Origin of the sequence: Streptomyces sp. NPDC007808 (assembly GCF_042868655.1) — a bacterium.
Taxonomy (GTDB): Bacteria; Actinomycetota; Actinomycetes; order Streptomycetales; family Streptomycetaceae; genus Streptomyces.
This window is the reverse complement of sequence record NZ_JBIAEQ010000002.1, coordinates 463,004-482,598: the sequence shown is the minus strand read 5'-3', so window position 1 is coordinate 482,598 and position 19,595 is coordinate 463,004. Positions and strand designations below refer to the sequence as shown.

General features: G+C 72.7%; 16 protein-coding genes. 10 read left to right on the top strand and 6 right to left on the bottom strand.

Features of this window, described 5'->3' with window-relative positions; translation table 11 throughout:
• Positions 1 to 53: 53 nt before the first annotated feature.
• The 6 genes from ACFYNL_RS08445 to ACFYNL_RS08420 all read left to right on the top strand — a co-directional run bounded on the left by ACFYNL_RS08445 (position 54) and on the right by ACFYNL_RS08420 (position 5,710).
• The gene (locus ACFYNL_RS08445; protein WP_388798664.1) at positions 54 to 1,160 is read left to right on the top strand and encodes a hypothetical protein; all 1,107 of its coding nucleotides are present in this window, start codon (positions 54 to 56) and stop codon (positions 1,158 to 1,160) included.
• Between the two features lie 212 nt (positions 1,161 to 1,372).
• Positions 1,373 to 2,809, top strand: a complete 1,437-nt coding sequence (locus ACFYNL_RS08440; protein WP_388798661.1) for a DUF2252 domain-containing protein — start codon at positions 1,373 to 1,375, stop codon at positions 2,807 to 2,809.
• 106 nt (positions 2,810 to 2,915) lie between these two features.
• Positions 2,916 to 3,335: a hypothetical protein gene (locus tag ACFYNL_RS08435; protein ID WP_388798658.1), complete on the top strand. Its 420-nt coding sequence runs from the start codon at positions 2,916 to 2,918 to the stop codon at positions 3,333 to 3,335.
• 15 nt (positions 3,336 to 3,350) lie between these two features.
• Positions 3,351 to 4,652, top strand: a complete 1,302-nt coding sequence (locus ACFYNL_RS08430; protein WP_388798655.1) for a hypothetical protein — start codon at positions 3,351 to 3,353, stop codon at positions 4,650 to 4,652.
• An 88-nt stretch (positions 4,653 to 4,740) separates the two neighbouring features.
• Positions 4,741 to 5,142 carry an SHOCT domain-containing protein gene (locus ACFYNL_RS08425; protein ID WP_388798652.1) on the top strand — a complete coding sequence of 134 codons (402 nt, stop codon included), beginning with the start codon at positions 4,741 to 4,743 and terminating at the stop codon, positions 5,140 to 5,142.
• A 166-nt stretch (positions 5,143 to 5,308) separates the two neighbouring features.
• Positions 5,309 to 5,710 (top strand): SHOCT domain-containing protein, encoded by a 402-nt coding sequence (locus ACFYNL_RS08420; RefSeq protein ID WP_388798644.1) that lies wholly within the window; start codon positions 5,309 to 5,311, stop codon positions 5,708 to 5,710.
• A gap of 47 nt (positions 5,711 to 5,757) precedes the next feature.
• Here the strand turns inward: ACFYNL_RS08420 and ACFYNL_RS08415 are convergent, their stop codons facing one another.
• The 3 genes from ACFYNL_RS08415 to ACFYNL_RS08405 all read right to left on the bottom strand — a co-directional run bounded on the left by ACFYNL_RS08415 (position 5,758) and on the right by ACFYNL_RS08405 (position 9,285).
• A complete protein-coding gene (locus ACFYNL_RS08415) occupies positions 5,758 to 5,955 on the bottom strand; it encodes a hypothetical protein (protein ID WP_388798641.1) in 198 nt (65 codons plus the stop codon).
• Positions 5,956 to 6,041: 86 nt separating this feature from the next.
• Positions 6,042 to 8,735, bottom strand: a complete 2,694-nt coding sequence (locus ACFYNL_RS08410) for a LuxR C-terminal-related transcriptional regulator (protein WP_388798638.1) — start codon at positions 8,733 to 8,735, stop codon at positions 6,042 to 6,044.
• 82 nt (positions 8,736 to 8,817) lie between these two features.
• Entirely contained in the window at positions 8,818 to 9,285 is a 468-nt protein-coding gene (locus ACFYNL_RS08405; protein ID WP_388798635.1) for a MarR family winged helix-turn-helix transcriptional regulator, read from the bottom strand.
• A gap of 92 nt (positions 9,286 to 9,377) precedes the next feature.
• Between ACFYNL_RS08405 and ACFYNL_RS08400 the strand changes: the two genes are divergently transcribed.
• Together ACFYNL_RS08400 and ACFYNL_RS08395 are read left to right on the top strand one after the other, a co-directional pair.
• Positions 9,378 to 10,376 carry an NADP-dependent oxidoreductase gene (locus ACFYNL_RS08400; protein WP_388798632.1) on the top strand — a complete coding sequence of 333 codons (999 nt, stop codon included), beginning with the start codon at positions 9,378 to 9,380 and terminating at the stop codon, positions 10,374 to 10,376.
• A 116-nt stretch (positions 10,377 to 10,492) separates the two neighbouring features.
• Positions 10,493 to 10,912 carry an organic hydroperoxide resistance protein gene (locus ACFYNL_RS08395; RefSeq protein WP_388798629.1) on the top strand — a complete coding sequence of 140 codons (420 nt, stop codon included), beginning with the start codon at positions 10,493 to 10,495 and terminating at the stop codon, positions 10,910 to 10,912.
• Between the two features lie 54 nt (positions 10,913 to 10,966).
• Here the strand turns inward: ACFYNL_RS08395 and ACFYNL_RS08390 are convergent, their stop codons facing one another.
• Together ACFYNL_RS08390 and ACFYNL_RS08385 are read right to left on the bottom strand one after the other, a co-directional pair.
• Positions 10,967 to 12,121: a serine hydrolase domain-containing protein gene (locus tag ACFYNL_RS08390; protein WP_388798626.1), complete on the bottom strand. Its 1,155-nt coding sequence runs from the start codon at positions 12,119 to 12,121 to the stop codon at positions 10,967 to 10,969.
• Positions 12,118 to 14,679 carry a M14 family zinc carboxypeptidase gene (locus ACFYNL_RS08385; RefSeq protein ID WP_388798623.1) on the bottom strand — a complete coding sequence of 854 codons (2,562 nt, stop codon included), beginning with the start codon at positions 14,677 to 14,679 and terminating at the stop codon, positions 12,118 to 12,120. The genes ACFYNL_RS08390 and ACFYNL_RS08385 overlap by 4 nt, the downstream gene beginning before the upstream one ends.
• 184 nt (positions 14,680 to 14,863) lie before the next feature.
• Here ACFYNL_RS08385 and ACFYNL_RS08380 point away from each other — a divergent pair, with 184 nt between their 5' ends.
• A complete protein-coding gene (locus ACFYNL_RS08380; RefSeq protein ID WP_388798620.1) occupies positions 14,864 to 15,661 on the top strand; it encodes an EI24 domain-containing protein in 798 nt (265 codons plus the stop codon).
• Here ACFYNL_RS08380 and ACFYNL_RS08375 read toward each other — a convergent pair.
• Complete coding sequence (locus ACFYNL_RS08375) at positions 15,651 to 16,904, bottom strand: pyroglutamyl peptidase (protein WP_388798617.1); 1,254 nt, start codon at positions 16,902 to 16,904, stop codon at positions 15,651 to 15,653. The two genes, ACFYNL_RS08380 and ACFYNL_RS08375, sit on opposite strands and share 11 nt — an antisense overlap.
• Before the next feature lie 204 nt (positions 16,905 to 17,108).
• On the opposite strand from ACFYNL_RS08375, the gene ACFYNL_RS08370 reads away from it, so the two are divergent.
• On the top strand, positions 17,109 to 19,550 hold the full coding sequence (locus ACFYNL_RS08370; protein WP_388798614.1) for a glycoside hydrolase family 3 C-terminal domain-containing protein: 2,442 nt from the start codon (positions 17,109 to 17,111) through the stop codon (positions 19,548 to 19,550).
• Positions 19,551 to 19,595: the final 45 nt, after the last annotated feature.

Genomic DNA, 19,595 nt, shown 5'->3' with positions numbered 1-19,595 from the left:
TTCACAGCGGCCGCTAGGAAAGGCGTGGGTCGGTTCCTTAGTCTTCCCGCGTCATGGACTACTGCCACCCGTGCCGCAGGCACCTCAACGGCGCCCTCGCCTGCCCGGGGTGCGGCGCCGCGATCGATGACCTGGGCGGGTACACGGGCGCGCCCGACGAGGTGTACCCGCAGATGGCCGAGCGGTCGGTACAGACGCCCGCGGGGGCCGGGGGCAGCCAGGACCCGTATGCGGCGTACGGGGCGTACGGGGGTCAGTACGAGAGTGGCGCGGGGCAGTACGGGGGCGGTGCGGGGCAGTACGGCGGTGCGGAGCAGTACGGCGATGCGGGCCAGTACAGCGGCGATGCGGGCCAGTACGGCGATGCGGGCCAGTACGGCAGTGGTGAGTACGGCGAGCGCTACGTCGACGCGCACTCCGGGGAGACCGGCGGCGCCGACACCGAGGCCCCGGATTCCGGGGAGGCCGGTGAGGCCGTCGAGACGGCGTCGGTCGCGCCGGTCGGGGGACGGGCCGCACGGCGGGCGGCGCAGCGGCGTGGGCGCACGCGCGGTCACGGCGAGCGCGACGAAGACGCCGAGTACGCGGAGCACGCCGAGCAGGGCGAGTACGACGAGGAGGACGACGGTGACCCGGACGAGGAGTCCGGCGCCTCTCGTCGCGACCGCAAGGCCGCCGCGCATCGGCGCCGCCGTCGCCGCACCCTGCTGATCGCCGCGGGCTTCGTCCTGGCCGCCGGAGGGCTGAGCCTGGCGGAACTCGGCATGGACGCCCAGGGGCCCAGCCCGAAGCCGGCGGCGGCCGGGGACGAGTCGGCGGAGGGTGCGGCGTCGGAGGAGGTGACCGTGTCACCCGACGCGACGAACGGCACGACGAGGACGGGCGGGAGCTCACCGTCGCCAGACCGCTCGGCCTCTCCCTCGGCCTCGAAGTCACCGAAGGACGAGGACGAGAAGAAGGACGACGACAAGACCCCCGACAAGGACCGGCAGTCCGCGACCACCGGCAGTGGCGACTCCGGCCCGGTCACCTCGGCCCCCACGCCGACGTCCGAGCCCGAGGCCCCGGCGCCGACCGCCGAACCGACCACCTCGGACCCCACCCCGGAACCGACGCCCTCCGAGACGGAGTGCGACCGGTTCCTGTGGTGGTGCACCTGAACCGTTCGCGGGCGTCCGAGGTCCGGGCGCCCCGCCCGCTGCGGAACCCCCGCCGGGGATGATCGGCCCGGACCGGGTGGCCGTACGGCTTCCGCGTACCGCCCATTTCGCGTACCGCCCACCGAGCCCCGCCGCCCCCGCCCGCATCACCTGTTCCGGGTGATCCCACCCGCGGGCGGCAGCTGTGACGATGCGGGCAAGGAGGTCCGGTCATGGCCCCACTGCACGACGCCCCGCTCTCCACGGCGGCCGAGGGCGCGCTCTCTCCGGCCGAGCGTGCGCAGATCGGCAAGGCAGCACGCGCGCGTGTGCCGCGCTCCGACCACGCCCTCTTCGAGCCCGGCCGGAAGCGACCCGATCCCGTCGGGATCATCGAGCGCCAGTCCGCCGCCCGCGTCCCCGAGCTGGTCCCCGTCCGCTACGGCCGGATGCTCGAATCGCCGTTCCGCTTCTACCGCGGGGCCGCGGCGATCATGGCGTCCGACCTCGGCGCCGGCCCCCACACCGGGCTGTACGCCCAGCTGTGCGGCGACGCGCACCTGCTGAACTTCCGGCTCCTCGCCTCCCCGGAACGCCATCTCGTCTTCGACCTCAACGACTTCGACGAGACCCTGCCGGGCCCCTTCGAGTGGGACGTCAAGCGGCTGGCCGCGAGCCTGGTGATCGCCGGCCGGGCCAACGGCTTCCCGGTGAAGGACAGTGAGGCCGTCGTCCGCGCCGCGGTGGCGGCCTACCGCGAGCGCATGCGGGAGTTCGCCGGGATGCGCACCCTCGACGTCTGGTACGCCCGGGACGACTTCGACCGGATCGCGGAGCTGCTGCCCGAGCCGCCGGGCGGCAAGGACGAGCGGCGGGCCGCCCGCGCCGCGTCGAAGGCCCGTACCCGCACGAGCCTCCAGGCGGCCGGGAAGCTGACCCGGGTGGTGGACGGCACGCACCGCATCATCTCCGACCCCCCTTTGATCACACCCGTCGCGCAGCTGCTGCCCGGCACCCGGGGCGAGGAGCTCGCCCGCACCCTGCGGGACCTGGTCGCCGACTACCAGCGCAGCCTGTCGTCGGAGCGGCGGCACCTGCTGAGCCGGTTCCGGGTGGCCGACATGGCGCGCAAGGTCGTCGGGGTGGGCAGCGTCGGCACCCGCTGCTGGATCATCCTGCTGCTCGGCCGCGACGACGACGACCCGCTGCTGCTGCAGGCCAAGGAGGCCGGCGAGTCGGTCCTCGCCCCCCACTGCGGGGCGAGCGGCTACGACAACCAGGGCGAACGGGTGGTCGCCGGGCAGCGGCTCATGCAGGCCGCCGCCGACATCTTCCTGGGCTGGGAGCGCGTCACCGGCTTCGACGGCCGCGAACGGGACTTCTACGTGCGGCAGTTGCGCGACTGGAAGGGCATCGCCCGCCCCGAGACCATGGACGCCGGGACCCTGGCGCTGTTCGCCCGGCTGTGCGGCGCCTCCCTGGCCCGGGCCCACGCACGCTCGGGCGACCCGATCGCCATCGCCGCCTACCTCGGCCGGGGCGACTCCTTCGACCGGGCCCTCGTGGAGTTCGCCGGGGCCTACGCCGACCAGAACCAACACGACCACCACGCACTGGCCGACGCCGTGGCCACGGGCCGCGTCACCGCCCGGACCGACCTGGCGGCGTGACCGTACGCCCCCTCACCCTCCGAGGGTGACGACGAGCCCGCCCCCGTGGATCAGGCTCGATGGTGTACGGCTGCGCCTCGCAGCCCGGTGAGGAAAGGGGCCGGACATGGCCACCACCGCTCGTCCCCAGCACCGAGAGGGAACGCAGACCGCCGCGAGCGGCCTGACGTTGTTCGCCGGAGTGATGCTGTTCATCTCCGGCATCCTCGACGTCTTCCGGGGGATCATGGCGATCGCCGAGGACGACGTCTACGTCTCCACCCCCAACTACGTCTTCAAGTTCGACCTGACCAGCTGGGGCTGGATCCACATGCTGTTCGGGGCGATCGCCGTGATCGTGAGCTTCGGTCTGTTCACGGCGAAGACATGGGCCAGGGTCGTCGGCATCGGCATCGCGGCACTGCTGATCATCGCCAACTTCCTGTCCATCCCGTACTACCCCGTCTGGTCGCTCACGCTGATCGCGCTGTACGCGTTCATCATCTGGGCGCTGTGCGTGGTGCGCCGGGATCCCCTGGACGAGTAGCCGAGCGTGATGGCGATGAGCACCGCGCACCGGCCCTCCGCGCCCGGGCGCATCGCCCGGGCCGTGGTCTCCGCGGTGCTGCTCGTGGTCACCTGTGTGCTCACACCGGTCGCGCTGATCACGGTGTGGGTCCACGACATCGCGCTCGACACCGACCGCTACGTGACCACGGTGGCGCCGCTCGCCACCGAGCCGGCCGTCCAGGACGCTGCCGTGGACCGGATCTCGAAGGCCGTGGACGTCCGCGTCGACGGTGACCGGGCCGCCGATCAGCTCGGCGACTGGCTCCAGTCCCAGGGCCTGCCGCCCCAGGCCGCCACCGCCGTACGAGGGCTGGGACCGCAGATCGACGCGGCCGTGGACGAGGCGGTGACGAAGATCGTCACCCGGATCGTGCACAGCGACCGCTTCGCCGGCGTGTGGGAGAACGCCAACGAGCGGGCCCACAGCGCCGTCGTGGACGCCCTCACCGGCGAGGGCCGGGGCGCCGTCGGGGTCTCGGGGGGCACGGTCACCCTGGACGTCGGCGCAATCGTCGAGCAGGTGAAACAGGACCTCGTCGATGCGGGACTGTCACCGGCGTCGAAGATCCCCGACGTCGACAAGCAGCTGGTGCTGTTCCAGTCCGAGGAGCTCGAAAAGGTCCGCGACGGCGCTCACCTGCTGGACGTGGTCGGCTACTGGCTGCCCGTCCTGACCGTGGTCATCGGCGCGGCCGGTGTGCTGGCCGCCCGGCGGCGACGGCGTGCGCTCGCCCGGACCGCGCTGGGCGCCGCCTTCGCCTGTCTGGTCGTGGCCCTCGGGCTGGTCGTCGCACGCCGCTACTACCTGGACCACCTCCCGGCCGCCGTCCAGTCCGACGCGGCCGCGGCGGCCGTCTTCGACACGCTGCTGCGCTTCCTGCGGGACGCCCTGCGCACGACGATCGTGCTGGGCATCGTGATCGCGCTCGGCGCCTACCTGACCGGGCCCGGCCGTCTCCCGGTGGCGATCCGGCGCGGCTCGGACCGCACAGCGGACTCCGTGGCCGGCTGGGCCCACCGGCACGAGATCCGGGCGGGGCGGGTCGGCGTCCGGGCGCAGGCCCACCGCAGGTCGATCGCCCTGTCCGCCCTGGCCGTCCTGGCCTTCGTCTTCGCGGTGTGGAACACCCCCACCGCGCTCACCATCCTGGTCTTCGCGCTCGTCCTGCTCGCCGTCCTGGCGGTCCTGGCGCTGCTCGCGGCCGGGGGCCGGGCCGAGCTCGCGGCCGAGGGCCCGACCGAGGGCGCGACCGAGGGCCCGGCCGGGGGCGCGCCGCCCACCCGTGAGGGGTGATGCCGGACGGACCGGTCCGCTGGATCCTGAGGGTCTCGGGGTCCGCGGGCCGTGCGGTGGGCGCGGCAGCCGACAAGAGGAGACAGCCATGGACTATCCGCTGCTCGATGTCTTCCTGACCATGCTCTGGTTCTTCCTGTGGATCATGTGGATCATGCTGTTGTTCCGTGTGATCACGGACGTGTTCCGCGACGACGCGCTCAGCGGCTGGGGGAAGGCGGGCTGGACGCTGATGGTGTGTGTGCTGCCGTTCCTCGGCGTCTTCGTCTACCTGATCGCCCGCGGTCGCGGGATGGGCGAACGCGAGTTGCGCCAGGCCCACGAACGGGAGCGGGCGTTCCGCACGTACGTGCAGCAGGCCGCCGCCGAGCGGCCCAGGACGCAGGGTGCCAAGGCCGACGAGCTGGGCAAGCTGGCCGCACTGCACGACCAGGGTGCCATCACGGACGCCGAGTACGAGCGGGCCAAGTCCAAGGTCCTCGCGGCCTGACACTCCGCGCGATTCGTCGTGGGCCCACCGTGATCTTCACCGTGGGCCCACCGTGACACCCACCCGCAGCGGGTGATGCCGCCGATGGCCGACGGGCGCACAGTGGGCATGTCAGGTCAACGGGCACCGCCGCGGAACTCGCGGCGGCCGGTATGTGGAGGCAACCGTGGACTACCCGCTGCTCAACGCGTTCCTGACCATGCTCTGGTTCTTCCTGTGGGTCATGTGGTTCGTGCTGCTCTTCCGGGTGATCGGGGACATCTTCCGGGACGACGGCATGGGCGGCTGGGGGAAGGCGGGCTGGACGGTCTTCGTCTGTGTCATGCCGTTCCTCGGGATCTTCGTCTACCTGATCGCCCGCGGACGCGGGATGGGCGAACGCGCCATGCGCCAGATGCAGCGCCAGGAGCAGGAGTTCCGCTCCTACGTCCAGACGGCCGCCGCCGAGACCCCGGCGACGGGGGCGACCAGCGCCGACGAACTGACCAAGCTCGCCGGACTGCACGACCACGGCGACATCACCGACGCCGAGTACGAGCGGGCCAAGGCGAAGGTGCTCGCGGGCTGAGGATGTACGGCGCGGGCCGAGGACGTACGGCGCTCATGACCGCCGGCTCACGTCGTGAGCCGGCGGAACTCCAGGACGTGCAGGCCCAGCGACTGGAAACGGAGCAACAGGCCGTACAGGTGCGCTTCGTCGTCGACCTCGCCGGCCAGCACGGTCTGGTCAGGGACGACGAAGGTGTCCCACTCGGGGAACGCCGTGGTCATCTCCTTCGACATCTGCCCGTCGACACGGATCTCGTAGCGCATGTCCTCATCCTGCGACGCCGGGGGGACGGTGGCATCACCCGGGCGAGGTGACAGGGGCGCGGTCGGCGCCTGTTCGGCACCGGGGGTCAGAGCAGCCCGAGTTCGCGGGCCCGCCGGACCGCCTCGCCGCGCCGGGTGGCGGCGAGCTTGCGGTAGATGCTCTTCAGGTGGGTCTTCACCGTGTTGACGGACACATGCAGGTCGGCGGCGATCTCCTCGGTGGACATGAACTGCGCCAGCCGTGCCAGGACGTCCTGCTCCCGTGCACTGAGCGGCTCCGGGCGGGGGCCCGCCGGCTCGTCCCGCGGTTCGGCTACGGCGGGCTCCCGCGCGAGGGCGTCCGTCAGCCAGGCGTGCCCCCGGGTGAGTGCGGGCCGACGGAGCAGCAGGCGCCTGAGCCACGGCCCGGCCTCCAGGAACGGCCGCCTGAGGTGGTGCGGACGCGCCGCCGTCAGGGCCTTGACGACCAGGCCCTCCGCGGCCGCGGGCTCGCCGAGCGTGTCGACGGCCTGCGCGCGGGTGAGCAGCAGCCACACGTCGGCGACCGCTCCCAGGCCCTGCTGGTCGGGAAGGTCGTCGAGAAGACGCAGCGCCCGCTCGCTGTCCTCCGCGGCCAGCAGGGCCCGTGCCTCGGCCACCAGGGTCTCGGGACCGCGGCCGGGCAGTTCCTCGAAGACCCGCACGGCGGCCTTCGGATCTCCGTCCGCCAGATACGCCGCCGCCGTGGCCATCGCGATACGGTCGCTCACCCACGGGGAGGGCTCGGTGTGCATCAGGGACCGCCCGGCCAGGTCGTCGAGGGCCGCGAGCGCCGCGCGGGCGTCCCCCCTCGCGCACAGCAGCCGGGAGCGCAGGATCGCCAGCCACACGGCCACCACGGGGTCCCGGGTGGCGGTGGAGGTCGCGGCGGCCAGGTCGAGATGGTCCTGCGCCGCCGCCAGATCGTTGCGGTCGATGGTCACGGCGGCCAGGACGAGCCGCGCCATCCCGGTCCGGTCGGCCACCGGCATCCCCGAGTGCTCGGCCTCGGTGAGCGCTTCCCTGGCGTGTGACTCGGCCTGGCCGGGTCGGCCGTTCAGGAAGTCGATGAGGGCCAGTCGGCTCAGGGCCTCATGCCGGGGACAGGACGTCAGCGGCCCCTGAGCGGCATCGGCGGCGGCCGAAAGCGTGGCGCGCGCGGCATCGAAGCGTCCCGCCCACAGCTGGGCCGAGCCCAGGTCGGTCAACATGAGGGCGGTCAGTTCCGGGCGCTGGTCCAGCCGGCCCTCGGGCAGGGCGCGCTCGGCCTCCGCGGCGTCCCTCGCCGCCGTCTCCGCCAGGTCCGCGGAGCCCGCCACCCTGGCGGCCAGGACCCGCAACAGCGCGCACGTCAGTCGCGCCCCCGGACTGGCGCCGTCCGGTAGCCGCCGCTCGGCGCGACGCAGATGCGTGACACCTCGGTCGACGTCATGACGGGCCAGTTCACGGGCCGCCCGCACGAGGTCGGGGGCGGGCCCGGACGCCTCCGGCGCCATCCTGGCGAACAGGCCGTCCAGACGCTCGGCGGACAGACCCGTACGGAGCCGTCCGATGGCGAGGTGGTCGATGAACTCGGCGGCGGCCAGCTCCCAGTCGCCCGCGTCCGCGGCGTGCGGCAGGGCCTCGTCGAGCAGGCCGGCGGCGCTCAGCCACCTGGCGGCCGTCCGGTGCAGCTCCGGCTCCATGCCGGGGTGACGGACGCCGAGGTGCACCCGCAGGATCTCGGCGAAGAGCGGGTGCAGCCGGTACCACGAGTGCCCGATGGGCTCGACGAAGGCGTTCGCCCGCTGGAGTTCCTCGAGGATCGGCTCGGCGTCGTCCCGTCCGGTGAGGGCGTTGGCCAGGTCCGGGTGGGTCTCCTCCAGGATGCTGGTGCGCAGCAGCAGGTCCTGGGTCTCGGCGGGGTGGGCGCGGAGCACCTCGCGCAGCAGGAAGTCGGCCACGGTGCTGTGCCCGGGCTCGAAGGTGCTGAGGAAGTTCTCCGGGTCGCCGTCCCGTTGTGCGGCCAGGGTGCACAGCCGCAGCCCCGCCGCCCAGCCCCCGGTGCGTTCGGTCAGCAGGCGCGCGGTCTCGGCCGACAGCGGCACACCGTGCCGGTCCACCAGTGCCGCGGTCTCCTCGACGCGGAAGGCGAGGTCGTCGGCGCGAATGTCGACGAGTTCCCCGGCGGCGCGGTAGCGGTGCAGTGGCAGCAGCGGCTCCGTACGGCTGATGATCACCAGGCGCAGTCCGTCTCCGGCATGGCGGAGCACGAACTCCAGTCCGTCGGCGACCTCCGCGCAGCCGGCCACCCGGTCGTAGTCGTCCAGCACGAGGACCACCCTGGCGGCCCGTCCGTTCAGCCAGGCCGCCAGCCGGGCCAGCAGCGAGTGGTCCACCTCGCCCGGACGGGCCGGGCTGCCGATGTACTCGGGCGGGGTGATGCCGTGGTGCCGGAGGGCGTGCAGCACGTAGGCCCAGAAGACACCGGGGGCGTTGTCCTCGGGTTCCACCGTCAGCCATGCGGCGGGCCCCGGTTCCCGGGCCCTGAGCCAGTCGGCGACCAGCAGCGTCTTGCCCGCCCCCGCGGGGCCGTTGACCAGGGTCAGCGGGGTCCGGGCGCCCTCGGTCAACTGATCGGTGAGCCGGTCCCGGCGCACGAACGTACGGGGGACCTTCGGCACGGTGAGCCGTGCGGCGAGAACGGGATCCCCGCCGGGGGTGACCGCCTCGGGACCTCGATCGCGAGGGCTCTCACCGGGAGAGTGCGACGCCACACCCATCACACACCCCGTGGACGCCCGAGCGGTACAAATCCCACGATCCGATCCTCGCCCGGCCCCGGGCCGCCCGCAAGCGAGCCCCTCAGGAACCGGACGGCCCCTGCTGCGCGGGGTCCGCGCCCAGCATCCGGCGCAGCAGATCCCGCAGGACGAGCCGCTCGTCGTCGGAGAGCCCGGCGAGCGGCTCCCTCGCGAACCGCAGGGACTCCCGCAGGCCGCGTGCCACCTGCCGGCCCTCCTGGGTGGCGGCCGCCAGCTTCACCCGGCGGTCCGCCGGGTCGGGACGGCGCTCCACGAGGCCGCGGGACTCCAGGCGGTCCACGATGCCGGTCACGTTCGAGGGCTCGCAGCGCAGCTTCTGCGCCAGCTTGCGCATCGGCAGCGGCTCCAGGGACAGCAGGCTCAGCAGCTTCGCCTGGGCGCCGGTCAGCGCGTGCTCGGCCGCGGCCTCCTCGTACTCCTCGTGGTAGCGGCCCACGACCGCGCCGATGAGGTCGACGACTTCGAGGGTCAGCTCATCGGGGCGGTGGGTTCTGTGCGGGGTGGCCATGCTCTCAGGGTACCCGTGTTACTTGACATCCTGAAATATTCAGGCGCATCGTTGTTTCAGGTACTGAAATAAAAGAGGAAAGGCCCGCTCCCATGAGCAACCGCGAATGGCACCTTCTGTCCCGTCCCGTCGGCTGGCCCAAGGCCGAGGACTTCTCCCTGGTCGAGGCCGAGCTTCCGACGCCCGGGGAGGGCCAGGTGCTGGTACGGAACAAGTACCTCTCCGTCGACCCGTACATGCGCGGCCGCATGTCGGCCGCCAAGTCCTACGTCGCCCCCTTCGAGCTCGGCAAGGTCATGCAGGGCGGCGCCGTCGGCGAGGTCGTCGAGTCCAACGCCGAGGGCATCGCCGTGGGCGACCACGTCCTGCACTTCCTCGGCTGGCGCGAGTACGCCGCCGTGGACGCGAAGAGCGCCGTCAAGGTCGACCCGGAGGCGGCGCCCCTGTCCACGTACCTCGGCGTCCTCGGCATGACCGGCCTCACCGCCTACGCCGGCCTGCTGCGCACCGCCGCCTTCAAGGAGGGCGACGCCGTGTTCGTCTCCGGCGCGGCCGGTGCCGTCGGCAGCCAGGTCGGCCAGATCGCCAGGCTCAAGGGCGCCTCCCGGGTGATCGGCTCCGCCGGCTCCGACGAGAAGGTCAAGCTCCTCGTGGAGGAGTACGGCTTCGACGCCGCGTTCAACTACAAGAACGGGCCGGTGGCCGAGCAGCTGCGCGAGGCCGCGCCGGACGGGATCGACGTCTACTTCGACAACGTCGGCGGGGACCACCTGGAGGCGGCCATCGGCCGGCTCAACCGCGACGGCCGGATCGCCGTCTGCGGCATGATCTCCGTCTACAACAACACCGAGCCGGCCCCCGGTCCGAGGAACCTCGCCCGCCTCATCCAGACCCGCGGCCGTATCGAGGGCTTCCTGGTCGGCGACCACTACGACCTCCAGCAGCAGTTCGTCCAGGAGGTCGGCCCCTGGGTCGCCTCGGGGCAGCTCAAGTACCGCGAGACGGTCGTCGAGGGCATCGAGAACAACCTGGAGGCGTTCCTCGGGGTCCTGCGCGGCGACAACACCGGAAAGATGATCGTCAAGCTCTGACGCGGGCACGGACCGTCGGAGCGGTTCCCTGGATTTCCGGCATGCGGTAACTTCTTTCCGAATTCCGTCGCGATCGTGGGCGCGAGTCGCGGCGGGCCGAGGAGGAAGACAACCGCATGTCCATCCAGCACTCCGACGTCCTGTACACCGCGGTCGCCACCGCCGAGAACGGCCGCGACGGCCGGGTCGCCACCGATGACGGCAAGCTCGACGTGGTCGTGAACCCGCCCAAGGAGATGGGCGGCAGCGGCGCCGGCACCAACCCGGAGCAGCTGTTCGCGGCCGGGTACAGCGCCTGCTTCCAGGGCGCCCTGGGCGTCGTCGCCCGCCAGGAGAACGCCGACGTCTCCGGCTCGACCGTCACCGCGAAGGTCGGCATCGGCAGGAACGACGACGGTTTCGGGATCATCGTCGAGATCTCGGCCGAGATCCCGAACGTCGACGTGGAGACGGCGAAGGGGCTGGTGGAGAAGGCCCACCAGGTGTGCCCGTACTCCAAGGCGACCCGCGGGAACATCAGCGTGACCCTCGTCTGAGGCCGTCCCGGAGCGGGCCGCACCCCGCCCGCGCGAGGTGCGGCCCGCTCCGGGCTACCGGCTCGCCAGGGCTGCCGTGTGGGCCGCCCTCACGAAGCGTTCGTTCTCCGGGGCCGCCCCGCCCGGGAAGGCGTAGCGGCGACGGGCGTAGCCGTAGGCCAGGCCGCTGCGGGGGTCCGCGAAGGCCTGGGAGCCGCTCGCCCCGCTGTGACCGAAGGCGCCCGCGCCCAGGAAGGGGTACCAGGGGTCGCAGACGGCGTGGAAGCCGAGGCCGAACGACTTGTGGGTGCGGGACACCAGGTCGTAGCCGGTGGAGTGGATCTGACCCACCTCGGCGATCATGTCCGGCTTCAGCAGCGGCGGGCGTCCGTCGAGTTCGCTGATCGCCGCCGCGTACATCCCGGCCAGCCCGCGGGCCGCCGCGACTCCGCCCGCCGACGCCGGACCCTTGGCGCGTACCGTGCGGGAGTTGGCGTGGTCCACCAGGTCGGTCGGGTTCGGTACATGGGTGTTGAACGCGATCGCCGCCAGCGTGTGCGGGCCCGTCGGCACCGCGTCCAGCTCCGCCTGCTGCTCCGGCGTCGGGGCCATCGGCAGCACCGAGCGGAACCGGGGTTCCAGCGCCTGCGGGAGACCGAGGAAGAAGTCCAGGCCGTACGGCGCGCGGACGCGTTCCTCGTACACCTCCTGCAGGGTGCGGCCCGTGGCCCGGCGGACGACCTCACCGGTGAGCGCCCCGATGACGAACGCGTGGTAGCCGAAGGCGGTGCCGGGGCGCCAGAACGGCCGCTGGTCCGCGAGCCGTTCGGCGATGGCCTGGTCGTCGGCCAGCTCGGCCTCGGTGAAACCGGCGTCGAGGCCGATCAGCCCCGCACGGTGGGCGAGGAGGTCGCGCAGGGTCAGGGCGGCCTTGCCCTCGGCCCCGAACTCCGGCCAGTAGTAGGTCACTTTGCGGTCGAGTTCCAGCGTGCCCTCCTGCACCAGAAGCGCGACCACGAGATGGGCCGCGCCCTTGGTCGAGGAGAACACGCCGTACAGCGAGTCCGCCTCGCAGCCGTCACCGGCCCACAGGTCGACGACCCTGCGGCCGTGCACATAGGCGCACAACTGGCCCTCGTAGTCCGGGCGTTCCCCCGCGACGAACGCGGCGAACTCCTCGCGCACCGCCTCGAAGCCGTCCGCCACCGTGCCGTGGATCTCCCGCGTCATCCGCTCTCCTCACCTGGGCCGCTTGCCGGTGCCATCATGAACAATGCCCGCCCCACCTGGGCGAACTCCCCCTTGGGATGGTCCCGGAAGAGTGGTTCCGTGCCGAACAGGACGGCCTTCGGGCCGCTCACCACCGACGCCTGGCCCGCCGCGTCGCCCGGACCGCCCAAGCCGTCCGGGGACGGTCGCCAGTGCCCGGAGACGAGCGGGTCGCCGGGCGCGTACGTCTGCTCCACGCGGACGTCCGGCCCCAGGTCGGTGAACCACACCGGCGCGTACACGAAGCCGTGGTCCGGGGCCCCGGTCATCAGGGCACCGGCCGAATTGCGCACCCGCACCACGCCGTTGGCGTCGCCGTTGCCCTCGACCGGCTTCGCGGCCAGCGACCCGGTCGCCGAGGCCAGCGCGGCACCCGCGGCGCCGCGGCCGACCAGGCCGTGTCCGGCGAGGAAGGAGTCGAGGGCGGTACGCGCCCCGGTGGCGAGGCCGTCGCGGTCCAGGCCCGTCGACACGACCAGCACGTCCACCGACGACCAGTCGAATCCGGCGTTCAGGATGCCCGTCGAGACCGGCTCGACGTCGAAGTTCATCTCCCGCAGCGCGAACAGCTCGCCCGCGGTGACGGCGGCGGCGACCCGGGTGCGGCGCAGGGGTGTGGTGCCGGTGCGTTTCGTGGCGTGGAAGGCGACATCGTGGGCGCGGGCCGCCACCGCGGCCCGCCGGCGCGCCGAGCCCGGCACGATCGCGCTGCCGTCGGCCGCCAGGCGTGCCCGGACCCCCTGCTCCAGCAGGGAGTTGAGCGCGGCGACCTCGTTCGGGTCGTCGAGCCGCAGCCGCAGATCGCCGTGCGGCGCGACGTACGCGACGGGGGCCGCCGCACGCACCGGGCGCAGGACGCCGTACGGGACCCTCGGGAGGGTGGTGACGGTGGCGCCCCACAGCCGGCCGAGGCTCCATCCGGAGATGTCGTACATCACCGAGACCTTGTCGCTGATGTCCCTCCCGTCCGCGAGGAGCGCGTTGGCCAGGCCGCGCTTGGGCTGGTGCATGTCGATCACGTAGGAGCCCGCGGGGTACGTCCGTCCGTCGAGCCGGAAGGGGTGCGCGGCGCGTGCGACGCGCACGTCGTTGGCCAGGAGGTGGTCGACGAGGCGGGCGCCGGCCGTGCCCGAGGGCGGGATGACGTAGGCGCGGGGGAACCTGGTCGTGTAGACGTCCTCGGGGCCGATGCCGGGAACGCCGGGGACGGTCCGCGAGGACACCGGCACCTGCGCGGCGCCCGCCGCACCGCGCCGGAACACCTCGATCTGGTCGGCGAGCAGGGATGTGCGCCTCGCCTGCACGAAGTCGAGGGTGGCGCGCAGCGCGGCACCGGCCACATCGACGTTGATCGCCGAGCGGCGGCGCAACTCGGGTACGGACAGGGAGTCGTAGGAGGCGTTGTTCACGCGCAGCGGGATCTCCACCGTGTGCGCGGCGACCGTGCCGTGGTAGGCCGCGTACTGCGGGGTGAAGATCGGCGGCCAGTCGTCCCAGCCCTCCTCCTGGTCCCGGAACGGGATCTGGGCGGGCTGCACCCCGTCCCTCGCGGGCGTGTGACCGAGGCCGTTGACGGCCGACTCCATGCCGAGGGCGTTGGCGTAGGTGTTCTTCAGGAACAGGTCGTACTCGTAGTTCTCGCCGTGCGGGGGAGTGGTCGGTTCGATCAGGGTGCCGTTGACGTAACCGTGCAGGTCGAGCATGACGGCCGGCTGCTTGGCGATCATGATCTGTCGCATCGCCCGCACCTCGGGCTGCGAGGCGGTGACGAAGTCCCGGTTCATGTCGAAGCCGTTCGCGTTCGCGCGGGTTCCGGCGATACGGCCGTCCGGGTTGGCGGTGACGTTGAAGTACAGGCGGCTGTGCGCGAGCAGGTCGCGGGTGCGGGCGTCCTCGGCGCGGGCGAGCTTCTCGATGAGCTCCAGGGAGGCGTCGGTGCCCTCCCACTCGTTCCCGTGGATGTTGTTGTTGAAGAAGACGGGGGTCTTGTACGTCTTCCTGATCTCGGAGGACTTGGCGGCGAGGGCGGGCGCGCGCTCGATCAGCTCGCGCATCCGGGCCTGGGCACGGGACTGGCGGGCGCTCTCCGGCGCGGTGACGGTGACGAGGTACAGCCGGTGCCCGCCGGCCGAGCGGCCCGCGACCTCGACGCTCACCCGGTCGCCGAGGGACTGGAGGGCGTTCAGCTTCGGTGCGATCGCGTGATAGGGGGTGAGGCCCAGCTTGAGGGACTTGTCGGCCGGGTTCTCGGGGTCGGGGGCGAGGACCTGGCGGCGGGGGTAGCCCCGGCTGTCGTCGGCGATCACCCCCGCGGCCGTCCCGGCGGTGCCGAGGGACCGCTGCGCGGCGCTCGCGGGCGTCAGCGCCGCCTGCCGGTCGAGTGCGGCCTCGCGGTGGACCGGAGGGCCCGGGTCGGCGGCAGCCGCGGTGTGCGGGGTGAGGAGCAGGGAACTCGCCGTGGTGACGGCGAGCGCGGTGAACAGAACGGGTCTCGCAGGAACGGTTCTCGTGGTGCGCACGCGTACCTCCTCGGAACTTCCTGAGATCGGTACGGCGAGGTGTACCTGTTCGACTCAACGGCAACAAGGGGGACTTGACGCCACGGATGCCCCGAACGGCCCACGCCGGGACTCCGTACGGCGGTCACCGGCCCCCGAAACGGCTGTGACAGCCGTGTGACAAGGCCCGGCTAAAGTGCTTTGCATGCGTGATCTCGGCGTCGGTTTCAGATATCTGCTCAAGGGCCAGCGATGGGTGGTCCGGCACGGCAAGCAGTACGGATTCGGCTTGATTCCCGGCCTGATCACCCTTGTCCTGTACGCGGCCGCGCTCCTCGCGCTCGTGCTGTGGGGCGAGGACTTCGTGGCCTGGTCGACGCCGTTCGCCGACGACTGGTCGAGCCCCTGGCAGGGCCTGTTCCGCGGCCTGCTGACCGCCGTCCTGTTCGCCCTGGGCCTCCTGCTGTCCGTCATCACCTTCACCGCGGTCACGCTGCTGATCGGCCAGCCCTTCTACGAGATCCTCTCCGAGAAGGTCGACCGGGACGTCTCCCCGGACGGCACCGCCCCCGAGTCCGGCCTGCCGCTCTGGCGCGAACTGTGGATCTCCGGCCGCGACAGCCTGCGGATCGTGCTGCGCGCCGCGGTGTGGGGCGTGCTGCTCTTCGCCCTCGGCTTCGTCCCGGTCGTCGGGCAGACGGTCGTACCGGTGATCGGGGTCGTCGTCACCGGCTTCTTCCTCACCGAGGAACTCACCGCCGTCGCGCTGCAGCGCCGCCGCGTGGAACTGCGCGACCGCCTCGGGATGCTCCGCTCCCGCAAGACCCTGGTCTGGGGCTTCGGTACCCCTCTCGCCGCGGCCTTCCTGGTGCCGTTCGTCGCGGTGTTCCTGATGCCGGGCGCGGTCGCGGGGGCGACGCTGTTGGCGCGCGAGCTGTCGGGCGAGGAGACCGGGGAGGAGACCGCGGCGACCGCGCCCGACGCGAAGCTGGTCAGTCGGTGACCGGGTTGCCGGCCGCCACCTTCAGGATCGTCCGGACCTGGGCGATGATGTCCAGCCGGTTGCGGACGAACTCCGGGTCGGTCACCGATCCGGACGCCGGGTCCGTGTTGCCCGCCCCGAACTGCAGTACCGGCGTGTGCACATGCCCGCCCGGCAGCGAGTCGTGCAGCCCGAGCCGGTCCCGCAGCAGGGTCGCCCGGTAGGCGATCTCGTTCGACAGGTAGTCCCCGCCGCCTCCGGCCCGTGCGGTCGAGCCGGGCGTCGGTCCGTCCGGCCGCACGACGGCCTGCGTGCCTCCCGCGGGGATCTCGGTCACGCTCGTGTTGTCGTACACGGGAAAGCGGCCGGTGTTCGCGGCGACGATCTCCGCGTACGGCAGGGTCGTCGTCGTCCACTGCGGCTGCGAGGCCGGGTCGGTCACCGGGATCGTCCCGGTGGCGGAGAGGTTGTCGTTGTCGGCGAAGCCGCCCCGCCAGGCCCCGTTGGTCCGCTCGACGTCGAACCGGCCCACGCGCCCCTGGCTGACGGTCGTGAACAGGTCGGCCTTCCCCAGGTAGGGCCGCAGCGTCCGCTCCACGGTGCCCTGGGCGAAGTCCCGCCAGCGCACCGGGAACACGGCCGTCTCCACCCGTGCCGGACCCCGCGCGGTCCGGATCACCGTGCCGTCGAGGGCCAGGGCCGTGGCACCGGACGGGTTGGAGATACGGATGTCCCGGTCGAGGGTGAAGGGGTCGAAGCCGGTGACGAGGATGCGCCGGACGCGCGGGCCGTCCGGGTACCGAAGGTCGCCCTGGCCGCGCGAGACCCGCTCCAGCGCGTCGAGCAGCTCGGCCCGCCGTGTCTCGCCCAGCCCGAACCCCGGCTCCCAGGTGCGCACCTCCCGCGTCATCGCCAACCGCGCCCAGTACAGCGGCCGGTCGTCGTCCCGGCTGATGTCACCGCCGGCCGGCCCACGCCCCTGCGCCCGGTCGACGGCCCGCCGCCACAGCGCCGAACCCTCGCGTACGACGACGCGGTGGGCCTGCGCGTAGGAGCGTGCGGCGCCGAGCTCGCGGGTGAACTCCTCCGTCACGGTGTCGAATCCGGACCGGCGCAGGATCTCCTGGGGGACGGCCCGGTCGAGACGCTGCTCCTCGACGGTCGGCGCGGGCGCCGTCTCGGCCGCCGCCCCGGTCGTGGGGGCCGAGATGCCTGCCAGCAGGGCCAGTCCGAGGACACCGACACGAACACGTAGGGAATTCAAGGCGGTTACGGTCCTTCCGTCACGGTGGGGGAGCGTGGTGCGGGACGCCGGAAGTATCCCGTGACGGACGTGGTCCACGCCATGGCGGGGAGGATCTCCGTGGCAGCGACCCGGACCGCCCCGACGACGCTCGCGGTTTCGCGGCCCCCGCGGCGGCCGAGGAAGAACTGTGACATGCCCGGACTCCAACGAGGAGGCACCTCCATGGCGGGAACGCGTACCCAGGCCGACCAGGCGCGCGAGGCGGTCGTCGAGGCGGCGCTCGCCCGGCTCGACCTCGACGCGAAGGCACGGCTGCTCTCCGGCCAGGACATGTGGACCCTGCCCGCGCTCCCCCGGATCGGCCTGCAGTCCCTGGTCATGTCCGACGGCCCGATCGGCGTCCGGGGCGTGCGCTGGACCGCCGACGACCCGTCCGTCGCGCTGCCCTCGCCCACCGCCCTCGCCGCCGCCTGGGACCCGGAGCTCGCCCGCGGAGCGGGGGTGCTGCTGGCCCAGGAGGCCCGCCGCAAGGGCGTCCACGTGCTCCTCGCGCCCACCGTCAACCTGCACCGCTCCCCGCTCGGCGGACGGCACTTCGAGGCGTACAGCGAGGACCCGTACCTGACGGGCACGATCGGCGCGGGCTATGTGAGCGGCGTCCAGTCCGGCGGCGTCGGCACCACCGTCAAGCACTTCGTCGCCAACGACGCCGAGACCGAGCGCTTCACCGTCGACAACAGGATCGGCCCACGCGCGCTGCGCGAGCTGTATCTGGCGCCCTTCGAGATCATCGTCGAGAAAGCCCGCCCCTGGGGCGTCATGACCGCCTACAACACGGTCAACGGCACGACGATGACCGAGCACCACCACCTCGTGAACGAGGTACTGCGCGGCGAGTGGGGCTTCGACGGCTGCAACGTCTCCGACTGGGTGGCCGCCCGGTCCACCGTCGGCGCCATCGAGGGCGGCCTCGACATCGCCATGCCGGGCCCGCGCACGGTGTACGGCGAACCCCTCGCCCAGGCCGTACGGGACGGGAAGGTCGCCGAGGCCAGGGTCGACGACGCCGTACGCAACGTCCTGCGGCTGGCCGCCCGCGTCGGCATCCTGGAGGGCGCGCCACCGGCCGTCACCGAACTGCCCGAGACCGTCGACGGCCCCGACCTGGCCCGCGAGATCGCCCGCCGCTCCTTCGTCCTGGTCCGCAACGAGGGCGGCGCGCTCCCGCTGCGGCCGGACTCCAGGGTCGCGCTCATCGGTGCCGCCGCGCGCGACGCCCGCGTCCTCGGCGGCGGCTCCGCCACCGTCTTCCCCGACCGGACCGTCTCCCCGCTCGACGGTCTCACCGCCGCCCTTCCCGAGGGCGCGCTCACCTACGCCGTCGGCGCCGACCCGACCACCGAACTCTCCGTCTTCGACACCGGCTTCGAGCTGCGGGCCGTCTGCCGGGACGCCGACGGCGTCGTCCTCGGCTCGGACTCCGCCCCGGGCGGCCAGCTCAAGTGGATGGGCCCGTCGGCGCTGCCCGAGGGCGTCACCCACGAGCGGCTGCACACCGTCGAGCTGACCGGCACGTTCACTCCGCGCGAGAGCGGCCGGCACACCTTCGGCATCCAGGGCATCGGCTCCTTCACCCTCGCCATCGGCGGCACGACGTACTTCGACGACGTCCAGAACCCCGCGAAGGACGACCCCTTCGTCACCTTCTTCGGCGCGCCCGTCCCCCGGGCCGAGGCCGTGCTCACCGCGGGCGAACCGGTCGACGTCTCCCTCAGTTACGTCGTCGAGCTGCCCGCGGACGCGCCGATGCAGGCGATCATCTTCGCCCTCGCCCACCAGGACCCGTACCGCGACCCCGACGAGCTGATCGCCGAGGCCGTCGAAGCGGCGCGCGAGGCGGACACGGCCGTCGTCGTGGTCGCCACGACCGAGCGGGTCGAGTCCGAGGGCTTCGACCGAAGGGACCTCACGCTGCCCGGCCGCCAGGACGACCTGGTCCGCGCCGTCGCCGCCGCCAACCCCCGCACCGTCGTGGTCGTCAACTCCGGCTCCCCGGTGGAGCTGCCGTGGCGCGAGGACGTCGCCGCGGTCCTGCTGAGCTGGTTCCCCGGCCAGGAGGGCGGCGCGGCCCTGGCGGACGTCCTCACCGGAACGCACGAGCCGGGCGGCCGCCTGCCCACGACCTGGGGCTCCCTGGCCGACGCCCCCGTCAGCCAGGTGACGCCCTCGGCCGGTGAACTCCACTACCGCGAGGGCGTCTTCATCGGCTACCGCGCCTGGGAGAAGGAGGGCCGCGTCCCGTCGTACCCGTTCGGGCACGGCCTCGGCTACACCGACTGGGCGTACGAGTCGGCCGAGGCCGAGGGCTCGACGGTCACCGTCCGCGTCCGCAACCGCGGTGAGCGGGCGGGCCGCGAGGTCGTACAGGTCTACCTGGCCCCGAGCGCGCCGGACGCCGGCCGCCCGGCACGGTGGCTGGCCGGGTTCGCGGGTGTGCAGGCGGGGCCGGGGGAGACGGTCGAGGCGGTCGTCGAGCTGCCGCGCCGCGCGTTCGAGATCTGGGACGAGGAGACCGAGCGGTGGACCTTTGTGAAGGGTTCGTACGAGATCCAGGCCGGGCGCTCGATCGCCGACCGCCGGGTGACGGCGACCATTAACGTCTGACCCGGGAGAAGTACCCAGGGACAGCCCCGGCCCAGGACCCTGACA

What these genes read in the sequence shown, in the direction of transcription:
- ACFYNL_RS08395 (WP_388798629.1), top strand. Translation starts at nt 10,493, where the DNA reads ATGTCCATCCAGCACTCCGACGTCCTGTACACCGCGGTCGCCACCGCC.
- ACFYNL_RS08380 (WP_388798620.1), top strand. Translation starts at nt 14,864, where the DNA reads ATGCGTGATCTCGGCGTCGGTTTCAGATATCTGCTCAAGGGCCAGCGA.
- ACFYNL_RS08405 (WP_388798635.1), bottom strand. Translation starts at nt 9,285, where the DNA reads ATGGCCACCCCGCACAGAACCCACCGCCCCGATGAGCTGACCCTCGAA.
- ACFYNL_RS08445 (WP_388798664.1), top strand. Translation starts at nt 54, where the DNA reads ATGGACTACTGCCACCCGTGCCGCAGGCACCTCAACGGCGCCCTCGCC.
- ACFYNL_RS08425 (WP_388798652.1), top strand. Translation starts at nt 4,741, where the DNA reads ATGGACTATCCGCTGCTCGATGTCTTCCTGACCATGCTCTGGTTCTTC.
- ACFYNL_RS08410 (WP_388798638.1), bottom strand. Translation starts at nt 8,735, where the DNA reads ATGGGTGTGGCGTCGCACTCTCCCGGTGAGAGCCCTCGCGATCGAGGT.
- ACFYNL_RS08435 (WP_388798658.1), top strand. Translation starts at nt 2,916, where the DNA reads ATGGCCACCACCGCTCGTCCCCAGCACCGAGAGGGAACGCAGACCGCC.
- ACFYNL_RS08415 (WP_388798641.1), bottom strand. Translation starts at nt 5,955, where the DNA reads ATGCGCTACGAGATCCGTGTCGACGGGCAGATGTCGAAGGAGATGACC.
- ACFYNL_RS08430 (WP_388798655.1), top strand. Translation starts at nt 3,351, where the DNA reads ATGAGCACCGCGCACCGGCCCTCCGCGCCCGGGCGCATCGCCCGGGCC.
- ACFYNL_RS08390 (WP_388798626.1), bottom strand. Translation starts at nt 12,121, where the DNA reads ATGACGCGGGAGATCCACGGCACGGTGGCGGACGGCTTCGAGGCGGTG.
- ACFYNL_RS08440 (WP_388798661.1), top strand. Translation starts at nt 1,373, where the DNA reads ATGGCCCCACTGCACGACGCCCCGCTCTCCACGGCGGCCGAGGGCGCG.
- ACFYNL_RS08400 (WP_388798632.1), top strand. Translation starts at nt 9,378, where the DNA reads ATGAGCAACCGCGAATGGCACCTTCTGTCCCGTCCCGTCGGCTGGCCC.
- ACFYNL_RS08370 (WP_388798614.1), top strand. Translation starts at nt 17,109, where the DNA reads ATGGCGGGAACGCGTACCCAGGCCGACCAGGCGCGCGAGGCGGTCGTC.